This is a genomic window from Bradyrhizobium erythrophlei (assembly GCF_900142985.1).
Classification (GTDB): Bacteria; Pseudomonadota; Alphaproteobacteria; order Rhizobiales; family Xanthobacteraceae; genus Bradyrhizobium; species Bradyrhizobium erythrophlei_B.
This window is the reverse complement of sequence record NZ_LT670849.1, coordinates 518,138-531,787: the sequence shown is the minus strand read 5'-3', so window position 1 is coordinate 531,787 and position 13,650 is coordinate 518,138. Positions and strand designations below refer to the sequence as shown.

General features: G+C 61.6%; 12 protein-coding genes. 10 read left to right on the top strand and 2 right to left on the bottom strand.

Annotation, left to right across the window (positions count from 1 at the left end; translation table 11 throughout):
- Positions 1 to 19 precede the first annotated feature (19 nt).
- Complete coding sequence (locus BUA38_RS02350) at positions 20 to 985, bottom strand: SMP-30/gluconolactonase/LRE family protein (RefSeq protein WP_072825757.1); 966 nt, start codon at positions 983 to 985, stop codon at positions 20 to 22.
- A gap of 137 nt (positions 986 to 1,122) precedes the next feature.
- Between BUA38_RS02350 and BUA38_RS02345 the strand changes: the two genes are divergently transcribed.
- The 10 genes from BUA38_RS02345 to BUA38_RS02300 all read left to right on the top strand — a co-directional run bounded on the left by BUA38_RS02345 (position 1,123) and on the right by BUA38_RS02300 (position 12,657).
- Positions 1,123 to 1,941, top strand: a complete 819-nt coding sequence (locus BUA38_RS02345; protein ID WP_072816532.1) for an NAD-dependent epimerase/dehydratase family protein — start codon at positions 1,123 to 1,125, stop codon at positions 1,939 to 1,941.
- 132 nt (positions 1,942 to 2,073) lie between these two features.
- Positions 2,074 to 3,237 (top strand): efflux RND transporter periplasmic adaptor subunit, encoded by a 1,164-nt coding sequence (locus BUA38_RS02340; protein WP_083587402.1) that lies wholly within the window; start codon positions 2,074 to 2,076, stop codon positions 3,235 to 3,237.
- Positions 3,238 to 3,240: 3 nt separating this feature from the next.
- Positions 3,241 to 4,365 carry an ABC transporter permease DevC gene (gene devC, locus BUA38_RS02335; RefSeq protein WP_072816531.1) on the top strand — a complete coding sequence of 375 codons (1,125 nt, stop codon included), beginning with the start codon at positions 3,241 to 3,243 and terminating at the stop codon, positions 4,363 to 4,365.
- 2 nt (positions 4,366 to 4,367) lie between these two features.
- Entirely contained in the window at positions 4,368 to 5,555 is a 1,188-nt protein-coding gene (gene devC / locus BUA38_RS02330; RefSeq protein ID WP_072816530.1) for an ABC transporter permease DevC, read from the top strand.
- On the top strand, positions 5,555 to 6,652 hold the full coding sequence (locus BUA38_RS02325) for an ATP-binding cassette domain-containing protein (protein ID WP_072816529.1): 1,098 nt from the start codon (positions 5,555 to 5,557) through the stop codon (positions 6,650 to 6,652). The genes devC (BUA38_RS02330) and BUA38_RS02325 overlap by 1 nt, the downstream gene beginning before the upstream one ends.
- 79 nt (positions 6,653 to 6,731) lie before the next feature.
- Complete coding sequence (locus BUA38_RS02320) at positions 6,732 to 8,456, top strand: IlvD/Edd family dehydratase (protein ID WP_072816528.1); 1,725 nt, start codon at positions 6,732 to 6,734, stop codon at positions 8,454 to 8,456.
- Between the two features lie 96 nt (positions 8,457 to 8,552).
- Complete coding sequence (locus BUA38_RS02315) at positions 8,553 to 9,551, top strand: TRAP transporter substrate-binding protein (protein ID WP_072816527.1); 999 nt, start codon at positions 8,553 to 8,555, stop codon at positions 9,549 to 9,551.
- 47 nt (positions 9,552 to 9,598) lie between these two features.
- Positions 9,599 to 10,582 carry a TRAP transporter substrate-binding protein gene (locus tag BUA38_RS02310; RefSeq protein ID WP_072825755.1) on the top strand — a complete coding sequence of 328 codons (984 nt, stop codon included), beginning with the start codon at positions 9,599 to 9,601 and terminating at the stop codon, positions 10,580 to 10,582.
- 156 nt (positions 10,583 to 10,738) lie between these two features.
- Positions 10,739 to 11,314: a TRAP transporter small permease gene (locus BUA38_RS02305; RefSeq protein WP_072816526.1), complete on the top strand. Its 576-nt coding sequence runs from the start codon at positions 10,739 to 10,741 to the stop codon at positions 11,312 to 11,314.
- Between the two features lie 2 nt (positions 11,315 to 11,316).
- Positions 11,317 to 12,657, top strand: a complete 1,341-nt coding sequence (locus tag BUA38_RS02300) for a TRAP transporter large permease (RefSeq protein ID WP_072825754.1) — start codon at positions 11,317 to 11,319, stop codon at positions 12,655 to 12,657.
- A 116-nt stretch (positions 12,658 to 12,773) separates the two neighbouring features.
- On the opposite strand, the gene BUA38_RS02295 is transcribed toward BUA38_RS02300, so the two are convergent.
- Entirely contained in the window at positions 12,774 to 13,580 is an 807-nt protein-coding gene (locus tag BUA38_RS02295; protein WP_072816525.1) for an enoyl-CoA hydratase/isomerase family protein, read from the bottom strand.
- Positions 13,581 to 13,650 lie beyond the last annotated feature (70 nt).

The following is a 13,650-nucleotide window of genomic DNA, read 5'->3' as shown; positions in this document are numbered from 1 at the left end:
CGTCGGCAATCCTCGGGACCTAGCCCCCCAGCGCGCCCTGCGTATTCACATAGAGTGCGTAGATCGACTGGCTCGCCGCCATGAACAGGCGGTTGCGCTTCAATCCGCCGAAGCAGACATTGGCGCAGCGCTCGGGCAGCGCGATACGGCCGATCGGCTTGCCGTCGGGCGCAAAGACCATGACGCCGTCGAGTTCGGCATCGCCCATGCCCCAGCCGCACCAGAGATTGCCGTCGATGTCGCAACGCATGCCGTCGGGCGTGCCGGGACCGGCGTCGATCAGCACCCGCTTGTTGGTGATCTTGTCGCCGGACGGCGAAACGTCGTAGGCGAGAATCTTGCGGTTCGGCACGCCGCGGGATTCGACGATGTAGAGGATTTTCTCGTCCGGCGAGAAGCAAAGCCCGTTCGGTCCGAGCACGTCTTCGGCAACGATGGCGGCTTTGCCGGTTTCGCTGTCGATCCGGTAGACGTTGGCGTTGATCTCGGACTCTGCGACATAACCTTCGTAATTGCCGAGCAGGCCGAACACCGGATCGCTAAACCAGATCGAACCGTCCGATTTCACGATGACGTCGTTGGGTGAATTCAGTCGCTTGCCGTTGAAGGAATCCATCAGAACCGTAACCGAACCGTCATATTCGGTGCGGACCACGCGACGGCCGCCATGTTCACAGGTCACGAGGCGTCCCTGGCGGTCGCGGGTGTTGCCGTTGCCGAAGTTCGACGGCTTGCGATAGACGCTGACCGCGCCCGTTTCTTCCTCCCACTTGATGATGCGCTGGTTCGGAATATCGCTGCACAATAAATAGCGCCCGTCGCCGAACCACACCGGCCCTTCGGCCCAGCGCAGGCCGGTCGCGATCCGTTCCACCGCCGATAATTTCAGCCAGTATTTTTCGAAGCGCGGATCGAGCGCGTGAATGCAGGGGTCGGGATATTGCGTGGCCGGCTGAAAGCCGGGACGTGCGGGCTTTTCGGACATTTCGTGTTCTCGTTGTTGTTTGGTTTCCTCGCTAGCGGCCCATTTGCTAACATTGCGATGGCCTTGCAGCAAGCGCGCTTGCCGCGCATCGCGCGCCGCGCCATAATCACGAAAGCAATCCGAAAATGAGGGATGAAATGCCACGCATATTGATGACCGGCGCGTCGGGTGGAATCGGCACAAGCCTGCGCAAGCTGTTGCCGCCGATCTATCCGGATTTGCTATTGAGCGACCTGAAGGCACCCGCCGATCTCGGCCGCGGCGAGAAGTTCAAGGCGGCCGACCTCGCTAACATGGCCGAGGTCGAGGCGATATGCGAAGGCGTCGACGGCATCATTCATTTCGGCGGTTATTCGGTTGAAGGTCCGTGGGATGCCATCCTGCAATCCAACATCATCGGCTGCTACAACCTGTTCGAGGCGGCGCACAAGAAGGGCGTCAAGCGCATCGTGTTCGCGTCGTCCAACCATGCGGTCGGCTTTTATCCGCGCTATCACCGCATCGGCACCGACGTGACGCCGCGGCCGGACAGCCGTTACGGCGTCAGCAAGGCATTCGGCGAGGCGGTCGGCGCGCTCTATGCCGACAAGCATGGCATGAAGGTGACTTGCATCCGGATCGGCAATTTCGGCGACAAGCCGCTCGACCATCGAAGGCTCTCGATCTGGCTGAAGCCGGAAGACCTGGTGCAGCTCTGCCGGATCGGGCTCGAGCACCCCGACATTCACTTCGAGATTTTCTATGGCGCCTCCAACAACGAGCGCTCGTGGTGGGACAACCATCGCGCCATCGATCTCGGCTACCGCCCGACGGGCCGCGCGGAAGATTTTCGCGAACATGCCTTTGCCGAGCAGGCCAAGCTCAAGCCCGATCCGGTCGGCGACTTCTACCAGGGCGGTACGTTCTGCGGCATGGAGTTCGACGGCGACAAGAAGCGCATCATCGATCTGAAATAAGATTCGATATAATAGGAGGGGACCGTAGTTTGGCGGCGTTTAAGTCCTGCGTCGCGTTGATTATCATTGCGTGATTTTTCATGGATTGCCGGGTTTTTCCCTGGGAAAAGCCCTCGTCGGAGTTTCGAGGGGATGCGCGGGAAGTACATCGCCGTTGCACTGGCCCTGGTTGTGGCTGTCGTGGTCGGTCGAATCGAGTTTTTCGGGTCGGCGAAGCCGTCGGCGCAAGCTGGGCGGCAGGGATTCGGATCCCAGTCGAATAGCGACGTTGCGGCGCTGGGCCGCGTCGAGCCGAGAAGCGAGATTATCAATCTCGGGGCGGGCACGCCGGCCGACCGGCTCGACAGCCTGTTGGTCGCGCGCGGCGATATGGTCAAGCGTGGCCAGCCGCTCGGTTACCTCGCCGGCTATGCCGAACAGATGGCCGAGCATGAATTCATCAGCGCGCAGCTTGATGAAGCCAAACGCAAGCTCGCCGCCCAGATCGAGCTCGATCAACTCCGGATATCGGCCGCCGAGCTCAAGTTGCGGCAGGTAAGCGAGATCATGCCCTCGCGGATCAGCGCGCAGGAATCGATCGTCGAAAGCCTCGATGTCGCGTTCGGAAACGACAAGGAGATCCTCTCGGCGCAGCTGGCGCTCGCAGAAAAAGGAGCGACGACGCAACGGCTGCGCGACAATCAGCAGACACTGGTGGGGCGGGATCAGGCCGATCTCAACGGCGCTCGTGCCAAGTTGAGCGAGCTTAGACATCAGTTCGAGCTTGACCGGGCCGATGCCGAAATCCAGCTGGCCCAGGCGCGCGCCGGTCTGGAGCGCGACAAGGCTGAGATTCCGGTCGTGTCGCTCGAGCGACAGCTTGGTTTGACCGAGGCGAGAGCGCGTAAGCTGACATTATTTGCACCGGTCGATGGCCGTATCCTGAACATCATGGTCAGGCCCGGCGAGCAGGTCGGCAACAATGCGGTCCTGACCATGGGCGATACCTCGGTGATGCGCGTGGTTGCAGAGGTTTATGAGACGGATATTGGCCGCGTGGAGATCGGGCAGTCGGCGCGCGTCACGAGCCGCGCTTTGGCGCAGCCGGTCAACGGCAAAGTCGTGCGGATCGGCAACATGGTCTTCAAGAACGATGTGCTGAACGTCGATCCAGCAGCGCGGGCCGATGCGCGCGTCGTCGAGGTCTGGATCGAACTTGACGACGCAAAGACGACCGAACGTCTGACCAATCTGACCGTAGATGTTTTGATCAGTGGGACGGTGGAGGCCGAAGCGCAGCCGGCCGCGCGGCCTTAGACAATGATCGTCGCCTGGCGCATGCTGTCAGACGATCGCGGTCGCAGCGCTTTGGCCATCGGCGGTATCTCGATTGCGCTGCTGCTGGTGTTTCTTCAGCTCGGCTTCTATCTCGCGGTGCCGCGCGGCGGCATGCTGATCTACGACACCATGCGATTTGATATCGTGCTGGTGTCGCCCGACTACGCCTTTCAGGGGTTGTCGGGTACGCTGCCGCGGCGTCGGCTTTATCAGGCCCTGGCGTTAACCGAAGTCGAGCAGGCGATCCCGTTCTATCAGCAGACCGGCGAATGGATGACCGCGTCGTCGGGGATCGCTCGCGATATCTTCGTCATGGCGTTCGACCCTGCGGTGCAGATCTTTGATATCGACGCGATCACGAACCGTCAGGATGCCTTGCGCAAGCCGGATACAATATTGGTCGACCGGGCGACCCGAAAGGAATTCGGCGATCTGCATGATGGGCGCGTGGTCGAGATCGAGCGCCGCGCCGAGACCATCATCGGCACCTACCAACTTGGCACCGGCTTTGCCGGACTGGGCGCCGCTGTCACGAGCGACCAGAACTTTCTGCGGCTGTTTCCGGGCCGCAACCTCGGAGAGATCAGCCTGGGGCTGCTGCGGCTCAAGACCGGCGCCGATCCGCAAGCCGTGGCGCGCCGGCTGCGCGACCTGCTGCCGGCAGACGTGCAGGTCATGACCAGGGCCGAACTCGCGGCCTTCGAGAAGCGTCACTGGATGCTGGAGACCTCAACCGGTTTGATCTTCGGCTTTGGCGCCGTGGTTGCCTTTATCGTCGGCATGGCCATCGTCAACCAGATCCTGTCGACGCAGATCCTGCGTCAGTTGCCGCAATATGCGACCCTGAAGGCGATCGGATATACCGAAGGCGCCTTGCTTTCGATCGTCGTCTCGCTGGCCATCCTGATGGCGATGATCGGCTTTGTTCCATCTTTGGTGCTTGCGACGGTCATCAATGCCGCGCTCCGGCGGGTCACGCTGCTCCCGCTTGATATGACAGCCGACCTGATTTTAACGGTTCTCGCGCTTGCCCTGGTGATGGCCGGCATCTCGGCGCTGGCTTCTGCCCGGGTGTTGCGGCGCGCCGATCCGGTCGAGTTGTTCTAGCTATGAGCAATAGCAGCTCATCACTGTTCGGATTCGCGCTTTTCGATGGCGTTCCGCTGGCGTTGCGGAATTTGACGGCCGACAGGCGGCGCCTGGCCCGGTCGATCTTCGGCATTGCTTTCGCTGTTGTGCTGATGCTGGTCGAATTCGGCTTTCGGAACGCGTTCCTGGAATCCTCGCTCCAGCTGATCCGCCACATGGATGGCGACATCGTTCTCGTGAGTTCGACCAAATACCGGACCGGGCGCAAGGATGCGTTCTCTCGCCGTCAGCTCTATCTCGCCAACAGCGTCGAGGGAGTTGCCTCGATCCGTCCGATTTATGGCAACGTGACGCTGTGGAAGAATCCGCAGACCGGCAAGAATTTCACGATCAACGTCTACGGCTTTGACCCTGATGCGTCCCCCTGGCTGTGGCCGGAGATCGCAGCCCATCACGATGCGCTGAAACAGCCCGATACCGTGATGTTCGACTCTCACGCGCGATCGTTTCTGGGTCGCGTTGCCGACGGGACCGAAACCGAGCTCGGCCGCAGGCGGGTGAGGATTGTCGGCACCTTTCCCTTGGGCCCGGACTTTCTGGCTGACGGCACCTTGCTCACCGGCGATCGCAATTTTCTCAAGATGTTTGCGCGGGGCGCGCTCGCCGCCGGCGACCTGGCCGATGTTGAGTTTGGCGTGATCAAGGTGACGCCGGGGACTGCTGTCGCAACGGTCAAGGCGGCGCTGCAACAGGCGCTTTCGCCGAACGTCCTGCCGCTGACCAAGGCCGAGGTGATTGCGCTCGAGACCACCTTCCAGACGAAAACGTCTTCGGTCGGCCCGATCTTCGACCTCGGCGCGGTGATCGGTTTTGTCGTCGGGATGCTGATCTCCTATCAGATCCTCTATACCGACCTCAGCGATCAGCTACCGCAATATGCAACGCTCAGGGCCATTGGATTTGACGATCGCTATCTGATCGGAAGCGTGATCAAGCAGGCCGTCCTTTATGCGGTTGCGGCGATGGTGCCGGCCTGGCTCGCCGCCGGCATTCTGTTCCACGCGATCGGCGATTACAGTCTGCTGCCGATGCAGTTGACGCCGGGGCTGCTGTTGCTGAGCGCGGCGCTGACGCTGACGATGTGCCTGTTGTCAGGCCTTGTCGCGATGCGGCGGGTTCTCGATGCCGATCCGGCCGAGGTGTTCTGATGGAAGAGGCGCTGCCAGCCATTCTGAACGTCCGGCACCTCAACCATTATTTTGGCGAGGGCGATGCGCGCAATCAGGTGCTTTTCGACAATTGCCTGCAGGTAAGCCGGGGCGAGTTCGTCGTGATGACGGGGCCGTCCGGCTCGGGCAAAACGACCCTGCTGACGCTGATCGGCGCGCTGCGTTCGTTGCAAAGCGGCCACATCGACGTGCTCGGCCACGATCTCGCGAAGCTGCCCGCGAGCGAGCTCGTCTCGGTCCGGCGCAAGATCGGGTTCATCTTTCAGGCGCACAATCTGTTCGATTCCTTGAGCGCGATTGAGAATGTCATGCTGGCCATGGAAGTCGGCGATCTTCCGCGTTACGAGATGAGAGATGCGGCCGCTGCCATATTGGATCGTCTGGGATTGGGGCATCGCCATAACTACAAGCCGCGGTCGCTTTCGGGCGGCCAGCGGCAGCGCGTCGCGGTGGCGCGGGCCCTGGTCAACCGGCCGCGGCTGGTGCTTGCCGATGAACCGACTGCCGCGCTCGATCGCGACTCCGCCCAGATCGTCTCCGGACTTCTCAAGGAACTGACAGCCGAGCATGGCTGCACCGTCATCATGGTGACGCATGACACCAGACTGATCGAACTCGCCGACCGCGTCGTCAACATGGTGGACGGCGCGATCAAGTCCGACGTCGTGCTTAATGAGGCCGTCGTGATCTGTGAATTTTTGCGCCGGTTGCCGCTCTTCGAAAAGCTGTCGCCGGTCGATCTGACCAACGTGGCCAGCAAGATGAAAGGCGTCGCGTACAATGCCAGCGACGTGGTCCTGCGGGAGGGCGACAGCGGCGAGGACTTCTTCCTGATCCGCGAGGGGAGAGTCGGGATTTATCAGGCAGGGAACGGTGAGGAGGCGGTCGCGATGCTCGGATCAGGCGAGTGCTTCGGCGAACAGGCTTTGATCACGGATCGGCCGCGCAACGCGACCGTGATCGCCCAGGAAAGACTGGTAGCCTACCGCCTCGCCAAAGACGACTTTCGCGCAGCCGTTGACGCAAGCCCGAGCTTCAGAGAGCAGCTTTACAAGATCTATTTCCAGCGGCAGTAGCCGGGTGGTGCGATCTGATTTGACAATTCTGGCGCCGAGTTCATAACAGGCGCAAAGAAATCAAAAGGGTGTTTCGGCCATGGCTGATGGACTGCGCAAGGGACTGGCGAGTTACGGCGATCCCGGCTTTTCGCTGTTTCTGCGCAAGGTCTTCATCAAGGCGATGGGCTATTCGGACGATGCGCTGAATCGCCCGATCGTCGGCATCACCAACACCTATAGCGACTACAATCCGTGCCACGGCAACGCGCCGCAGATCGTCGAAGCCGTCAAGCGCGGCGTGATGCTGTCCGGCGCCATGCCGATGGTGTTTCCGACCATTTCGATCGCGGAAAGCTTTTCGCATCCGACCTCGATGTATCTGCGCAACCTGATGGCGATGGATACCGAGGAAATGATCCGTGCCCAGCCGATGGATGCGGTGGTGGTGATCGGCGGTTGCGACAAGACTTTACCGGCGCAGATCATGGCGGCGATCTCAGCCGATCTGCCGACGGTCGTCATCCCCGTCGGTCCGATGGTGGTCGGACATCATCGCGGCGAGGTTCTGGGCGCCTGTACCGATTGCCGCAGGCTGTGGGGCAAACACCGCGCCGGCGAGATCGACGATGTCGAGATCGAGGCGGTCAGTTCGCGCCTCGCGCCGTCGGTCGGCACCTGTATGGTGATGGGCACCGCGAGCACCATGGCCTGCGTCACCGAGGCGCTCGGCCTGTCGCTGCCGATGAGCGCGACTATACCGGCGCCCCATGCCGAACGCTTTCGCCTGGCGGAAGCGAGCGGCAAGGTCGCCGCCGACATGGCCAAGGCCAAGGGGCCGAAGCCAAGCGAATTGTTGACGGCATCGTCGTTCCGCAACGCGCAGATCGTGATGCAGGCGATCGGCGGATCGACCAACGGCCTCATCCATCTGACCGCGATGGCCAACCGCAGCCCGCACCGGATTGATCTGGAAGCCTTCGACAAGCTCGGCCGCGAGGTGCCGGTTCTGATCGACCTGAAACCGTCGGGCGCCCATTACATGGAGCATTTCCATCATGCCGGCGGCGTGCCGAAATTGATGGCGCAGCTCGGCGACCTCATCGATCTCGAGGCGAAGATCATTACCGGCGCGACGCTCCGCGAAGTTGTCGCGGCCGCCGAAGACGTGCCGGGGCAGGATGTCATTCGCACGCGCGACAACCCGATCAAGTCGGTGGGCTCGATGGCGATCCTGCATGGCAACCTCGCGCCGCGCGGCGCGGTCATCAAGCAGTCCGCGGCGACGGCCAAGCTGTTACAGCACACCGGCCGGGCGGTCGTGTTCGAATCCGTCGAGGACATGACGCTGCGGGTCGATGATCCCGCATTGGACGTCACGGCCGATGACGTGCTGGTGCTGCGCAATGCCGGGCCGAAAGGCGCGCCGGGCATGCCGGAGGCCGGTTACCTGCCGATCCCTTCAAAATTGCTGCGTGCCGGCGTCAAGGACATGGTGCGGATTTCGGATGCGCGGATGAGCGGCACGGCGTTCGGGACCATCGTGCTTCATATCACGCCGGAATCCGCGGTCGGCGGGCCCCTGGCGCTGGTCAGGACCGGCGACATGATCGCCCTCGACGTCGCCAAGCGCAGTATCGACCTGTTGGTCGATGCGGCCGAGCTCGAAAAGCGCCGCACCACGCTCAAGCTGCCGAAGGCGGACTGGGCCAAACGCGGTTACGCGCACCTGTTCCATGAGACGATCTTGCAGGCCGACGAGGGCTGCGATTTCGACTTCATGCGTGCCCAGGGGAAATCAGAAGGCAGATCCGAAGCTAAATAACAGGCAACGGCCAAACAGGTCTTCTCCCTCAGTTCGATTGACATCCCGACAAGGCCGATGGGATGATCCAAGAAAACAATCAGGGAGGGGGAGACGATGGCCAGTTTTGGCAAGCCGTTCGCTGCGTTCGTTGCTGCCTTTCTTCTCATGGCGGCAGGTGCGACAGCCCAGGAGGTGAAGCATTACCGCTTCGCCTATGACCAGCCGAAGACGACCGGTTATGGCATCCTCGGCGATATCTTCGCCGACAAGCTCAAGACGCTGAGCAAGGGCACGATGCTGATCGACCAGTATCCGGGCGCTCAGCTCGGGCAGGAGCCCCAGGTGCTTCAGCTCGTGAAATCTGGCGACGTCGAATTCTGCATCTCCTCATCCGCCAATGCCGCGACGTTATCCCCGCAGGCCGGCGTGATGTCGATGCACTTCCTGTTCCGGAACGAAGCCCATCTCGTCAAGGCGATCGCGGACCCGGAAGTGTCCAAAGCCGTCAAGACCATGATCGCTGAAACCGTGCAGGGCGCCCGCGTCATCGGGCTCGCCACGCTCGGCCTGCGTCACATGTATGCCAGACGCGAGATCCGGAAGATCGATGACGTCAAGGGACTGAAAGTGCGGGTTCAGGCGACGCCGACCGAGGACACCATGTTCCCGGCCTACGGCGCCCAGATCGTGCACATGCCGTTCGGCAGCGTCTACACCTCGCTGCAAACCGGCGTGGTGGATGTCGCCGAAAACGGCATCAACGTCTTCCTCGCCAACAAGCACTATGAAGTCGCGCCCGTCCTGTCGTTGACGGAACACGAGGCCAACAACAGCCTGCTCTGGATCAGCGACAAGCTGTGGAACAGCCTCACGCCGGAGCAGCAGGGCTGGGTGCAGGCCGCCGCCGATGAGGTCAACCGCACCCAACCGGCCAAGGCGTTCGAGCTCGAGCATCAATCGGCGGAAAAGCTGAAGTCGATCGGCGTGAAGGTGGTGACGGATGTCGACAAGTCCGGCTTCACGAAAATCGCCGATCCGTATCTCGACAAACTCGCCAAAGACCTCGGCCCGCATGCCGAGAAAATCAAAAATCTGATCCGGGCGATCAACTAGCCAAAAAAAATATCAATGGGAGGACGACGTTGCGTTATCAAACAAGAATAACAAGCCTGCTGGGCTGTCTGGCCGCAATCGTATTAGCCGGCGCAGCGGGCGCGCAAGAGGTCAAACACTATCGCTTCGCCCACGATCAGCAGCTCAATTCCGGCTATAGCATCGCCTATGACATTTTCTCGGCCAAACTGAAGGAATTGAGCAAGGGCACCATGCTGGTCGACCAGTATCCGGGCGCGCAGCTCGGGCAGGAGCCGCAGCTCCTGCAACTGGTGCGTTCGGGCGATATCGATTTTGCGATCGTATCGTCGGCCAATACGTCCACGATCTCGCCGCAGGCGGGCGTGATGTCGCTGCATTACCTGTTCCGCAATGAAGATCACAATATCAAGGCGCTCGGCGACCAGAAGGTGTTCGAGGCCATCCGCGACATGATCGACGGCACCGTGCAGGGGATTCACGCCATCGGGCTCGGCACGCAGGGTTTCCGGCACATGTACGGCAAGCGCGAAGTGCGCAAGGTCGAGGATCTCAAGGGATACAAGGTTCGGGTGCAGGCAACCGCGACCGAAGACACCATGTTCGCGGCCTACGGCGCGCAGACCGTGCATATGCCGTTCGGCAGCGTCTATACCTCCTTGCAGACCGGCGTGATGGATTTTGGCGAGAATGCCGTCAACGTCTACCTTATCAACCGGCACTACGAAGTCGCGCCGGTGCTTTCGATGACCGAGCACGAGGCCAACAACGCCATCCTCTGGATCAGCGACAAGCTGTGGCAGAACCTCAATGCCGAACAGAGGGCGTGGGTGCAGGCGGCTGCGCGCGATGTCAGCACGCAAGAGCCGAAGCGGGCGTTCGAGCTGGAAAAGGCAGCGGCTGCCAAACTTGAGAAGATCGGCGTCAAGATCGTGTACGACGTCGACAAGACCGGATTCCAGAAGATCGCCGATCCCTATCTCGACAAGCTCGCCAAGGACCTCGGACCCCATGCCGACAAGATCAAGGACCTGATCAAGGCGATTAACTAGAGTCTCTGTCGTCCCGGCGAACGCCGGGACCCACACGCCGCGGCCTTTCAGTTAGGTGATGATGTCTCCGACTTCCTTTCAGCAATAAACACCTGTGGTTATGGGTCCCGGCGTTCGCCGGGACGACAAGAAGGTTATCTGGCAGCGAGTTCAACAATGGCCTTGGCCGACAAACTGGTGCTTCAGCGGCAGCATCACCTGAAGTGGCGCGTGTTCGACCGGCTCGAACTTGGGCTGATGATCATCTGCGGCATTCTGTGCTTCGGCTTCTCGCTGTCGGTGACGGCCGACATCGTCACCCGCACGATCGGCCATCCCTGGCTGTGGTTGCAGGAGGTCACCTCGACGTTGTTCATCTACGCGATCTTCATCGGGGCTGCGGTCGCCACCCGCCGCAACGATCACCTCTATCTCACCGCGATCTCGGAATCCCTGCATGGCGCGCCGCGGACGTTCGTCGAGATCGTCATTCGCTTCGTGGTGCTGGGCGTCGCGTTCTGCCTGATCTGGTTCGGCTACGTCAATTACCTTCGCGGTTTCGGCAGTTTCCGTCTGCCGTCCGGTACGCCGATCGCTTCGCTCTACGCCGTGATCCCGCTCTCGGCGATCCTGATCGCGCTGTTCACGGCCGAGCAGCTCGTCAACGGCATCCGCAACGGCTTTGACCATCCGGAGCCGCAGGAAGAACTGATCATTCCGCCGGTCGAGACGACCCTTGGCCGGGGAGCGTGACCGTGAGTCCTCCGCTAGTCCTTGCCTTGATGTCGTTCTGTTTCCTGTTCTTCGGTTATCTCGGCGTGCCCGTGCCATTCTCGCTGATGGCCGGCGTTTTTGTCGGCGCATTACTGACCGACGTGTCGCTCGCGGCGATCATCCAGAAGATCTTCGACGGCGTCGATTCGGAAGCCTTGCTGGCGATTCCATTCTTTCTGCTGGTTGGCGAACTCATGAGTTCGGCCAATGTCGTGGTGCGGATCGCGAACCTGTCGCTGTCGCTGGTCGGTCATATCAGGGGCGGGCTGTCGCAGGTCGTCGTCGTCTTCAGCATGTTCTTCTCGGAAATGTCGGGCTCGACCACCGCCGACGTCGCCGTGATGAGCCGTGCGCTGGGCACGCCGATGCGGCGCGAAGGCTATAGTCCGGCTTTCATCGCAGCGATCATCGCCTCCGCCTCGACCATCGCAGCCCTGGTGCCGCCGAGCATCACCGCGGTGGTCTATGGCGCGGTCGGTAACGTCTCGATCGCGGGCCTGTTCATGGCGGGCATTGTGCCGGGTCTGATGATCGGCTTCGGATTGATGATCTATTGCTACTTCTTCGGGCCGATCGGCGCGCGCAAGCCGCGTGCCTCCATGCGTCAGGTGATGTTTGCCACCGGCGACGCCGCGTTGCCGCTGATGATTCCGGTGATCCTGCTCGGCGGCATTCTTACAGGCTGGTTCACGCCGACCGAAGCCGGCGTGGTCGCGGTGATCTGGATCATCGCGGTCGTGATCCCCGCGCTCAACCGCGGGCACTTCAGGAAGATCCCTTACGACTTCTGCCTCGCCGGGCTGATCTTCTCGCTGCCGCTGATCACCATCGGCGCCGCCAACGCCTTCGGCTGGATGCTGGCTTATCTGCGCGGCGCCATTGTCATCGCCGACTGGATCACCTCCATCGCCGGCAGCGACCCGCAAATCATGATGCTGTTGCTCGTGCTGCTGTTCACGGTGATCGGTGACTTCATCGAGCCGGTGCCGACCATCATCATCTTCATGCCGCTGGTGAACACCTTGACCCAGGCCGGCGACATCAACGGTGTGCATATGGGCGTGGTGCTGATCGCGACGCTGGCGTTCGGCCTGATCACGCCGCCTTACGGGCTCGTGCTGCTGATGGCCTCGAAATTCGTCGGCGTGCCGTTCTCCAAGGCGTTGCGCGCGGCGTTGCCGATCTATGTCGTGTTCCTCGTCACCATCACCTTTACGATCTATTTCCCCAAGGTGGTGCTGTGGCTGCCCAAGCACGTCATTCCGGAGTCGGTCGGCTGCTTCAAGTCGCCGGCAGGAACCGGCTATATCTGCCCGAACTAGGAGCGTAGCCTGTTCCTCATCCTGAGGAGCGCAACGCGCGTCTCGAAGGATGAGGCCAAAACGGCGGCCTCATGGTTCGAGACGGCGCGAAGAGCGCCTCCTCACCATGAGGGAGGTCACTTTTCCTTGCGCAGGAACTTGCTGATTGCCGCGCGAAACTCGTCGGTGTGCATGCTGTCGATGATGGCGTCGCGTTCGGCGTCGAGCTGATGTTCGATCGAGTTTTTGGGCGCGCGCTGCACCAACCGCTTGGTGGCGGCGATAGCGGCAGGCGCATTTTGCGCGAGCCGAAGCGCCAGTTCGCGCGTGGCCGCTTTCAGTTCCATGGCTGGAACGACCTTGGTGACAAGGCCCCACTCGAGCGCTTGCGCGGCGGAAAAACTGTCTTCGCCGAGAAAAATCTGTAACGCGCGCCGCGGACCGACAGCGGCCGCTACTCCGGCTGTGCCGCCACCATCGGGCGACACGCCGAGCTTCGCATAGGCCGGGGTAAACCGCGCGTCGTCGGCGGCGATACAGAGATCGGCGATGGAAGCGAGCGAGAAGCCGGCGCCGGCCGCCGAGCCGTGAACGCTCGCGAGCACAAGCTTGGGCATGTGCACCAGAGCAGCGATGAAGGCGTGGTAGTGATGCAGAAGCTCTCCGACGACCGGCGCGATCGTATCGGATGCGGCCGCCGCCCCCAAGGTCTGGAGGTCGCCGCCGGCGCAAAACGCGCGGCCGGCGCCTTCGATGACCAGCACCTTGACGTCGTCGGATGCCTCGACCTCGGCGGCGAGTTTCCGCAGTCGCTTGGCAGTCGAAAGATCGATCGAATTGAAACTCGCGGGGCGGTTGAGCGTGATCGTCGCAATCGCGCCATCGATTCCGAGCAATGCCAGCTCGGACGGCGGGACACCTGATGTATCTTCGCTCGCAGCCATCGGCGGGGCCTCGGTGTCATCGGATCCCCGGCATTTAAATCGAACCGGCAGGTGGTGACAATCCCACGCG

Bases quoted from the DNA above. Each gene is read 5' to 3' on its own strand.
- BUA38_RS02350 (WP_072825757.1), bottom strand. From the start codon at position 985: ATGTCCGAAAAGCCCGCACGTCCCGGCTTTCAGCCGGCCACGCAATAT.
- BUA38_RS02345 (WP_072816532.1), top strand. From the start codon at position 1,123: ATGCCACGCATATTGATGACCGGCGCGTCGGGTGGAATCGGCACAAGC.
- BUA38_RS02340 (WP_083587402.1), top strand. From the start codon at position 2,074: ATGCGCGGGAAGTACATCGCCGTTGCACTGGCCCTGGTTGTGGCTGTC.
- devC (WP_072816531.1), top strand. From the start codon at position 3,241: ATGATCGTCGCCTGGCGCATGCTGTCAGACGATCGCGGTCGCAGCGCT.
- devC (WP_072816530.1), top strand. From the start codon at position 4,368: ATGAGCAATAGCAGCTCATCACTGTTCGGATTCGCGCTTTTCGATGGC.
- BUA38_RS02325 (WP_072816529.1), top strand. From the start codon at position 5,555: ATGGAAGAGGCGCTGCCAGCCATTCTGAACGTCCGGCACCTCAACCAT.
- BUA38_RS02320 (WP_072816528.1), top strand. From the start codon at position 6,732: ATGGCTGATGGACTGCGCAAGGGACTGGCGAGTTACGGCGATCCCGGC.
- BUA38_RS02315 (WP_072816527.1), top strand. From the start codon at position 8,553: ATGGCCAGTTTTGGCAAGCCGTTCGCTGCGTTCGTTGCTGCCTTTCTT.
- BUA38_RS02305 (WP_072816526.1), top strand. From the start codon at position 10,739: ATGGCCTTGGCCGACAAACTGGTGCTTCAGCGGCAGCATCACCTGAAG.
- BUA38_RS02295 (WP_072816525.1), bottom strand. From the start codon at position 13,580: ATGGCTGCGAGCGAAGATACATCAGGTGTCCCGCCGTCCGAGCTGGCA.